This is a genomic window from Neisseria sp. P0001.S005, assembly GCF_051963715.1.
Genome location: NZ_JBQCTZ010000976.1, coordinates 1 through 269, shown reverse-complemented (window position 1 = coordinate 269; position 269 = coordinate 1). Strand labels below are relative to the sequence as shown.

1 pseudogene is annotated in these 269 nt (G+C 52.8%); it reads left to right on the top strand.

Features of this window, described 5'->3' with window-relative positions:
* A pseudogene (locus ACTHSP_RS23745) lies at nucleotides 1-269 on the top strand (hypothetical protein); the annotation flags it as partial.

Here is a 269-nt window from a genome sequence, read left to right as displayed (position 1 = left end):
TCGGCTTTTTTGCTTTGGATTTATGCCATGCTGTATGTGTTTGTTCGTGATATGTGGGATGTTTTGCGTTTGCGCTACCGTTCGCCGGAGACGTATTTGTATTCGCCTTTGGTGATAGCGGCGGTGCTGCTGCTGTTGGGTGTGGTGAACGCGGCCAGCATGTCGCCTTTGTTTGGCAGTGGCGCGGCGGCGGTGTGCCTGTCGGTGATTTTGGTGATTGTGAAATGGTTGGTGTTGAGCCGCTCGATGCGCAAGGTGCTGCATTATTA